The organism is Youngiibacter fragilis 232.1 (assembly GCF_000495435.3).
GTDB classification, from domain to species: Bacteria; Bacillota; Clostridia; order Clostridiales; family Clostridiaceae; genus Youngiibacter; species Youngiibacter fragilis.
Genome location: NZ_AXUN02000121.1, coordinates 1 through 651, shown reverse-complemented (window position 1 = coordinate 651; position 651 = coordinate 1). Strand labels below are relative to the sequence as shown.

Sequence of the window (651 nt, the reverse complement as noted above, 5' to 3'; positions counted from 1 at the left end):
TCCCGCTTTTTCAAAAGACAGAATGAGCATCCCCAGTTCAAGAGCAAAAAGAGCCCTAAGCAACGCTACACTCCACAATGCACTGACAACAATATCGCAGTATCCGGGAACTGCCTGAAGCTGCCTAAGCTGGGCCTCGTAAAGTTTGCAGACAGCAGGGAGATGAAAGGGCGTATACTGAATGCCACAGTACGAAGGAAACCGAGCGGGAAGTTCTTCGTATCAATCCTTTGTGAAGAGGAAATCTGTGAATTGCCAAAGACTGACTCCGCCGTCGGTATTGACCTCGGAATCACTGACTTTGCAGTCATGTCAGACGGCAGCAGGAATGACAACAACCATTTCACCAGGCAAATGGAGGAGAGGCTAAGACGTGAGCAGCGAAAGCTTGCAAGGCGTGCACTTGCTGCGGAAAAAAGGGGAATCACTCTCTCTGAAGCCAGGAACTATCAGAAGCAGAGACGGAAGGTAGCAAGGCTCCATGAAAGGGTTGCGAACCAGCGAAATGAATTTCTGAACAAACTCAGTATAGAGATAGTCAAAAACCACGACATCATCTGTATCGAGGACCTTAACGTGAAGGGCATGATGCGCAACCACAAGCTGGCAAAAAGCATTTCTGATGTATCATGGACGAGCCTTGTATCGAAA

General features: G+C 48.2%; 1 protein-coding gene. It reads left to right on the top strand.

All coding sequences use genetic code 11. The features are described from left to right. Window positions 1–651 (top strand): RNA-guided endonuclease TnpB family protein (locus T472_RS06395; protein WP_023863443.1); only part of this gene is annotated, 651 nt, incomplete at both ends.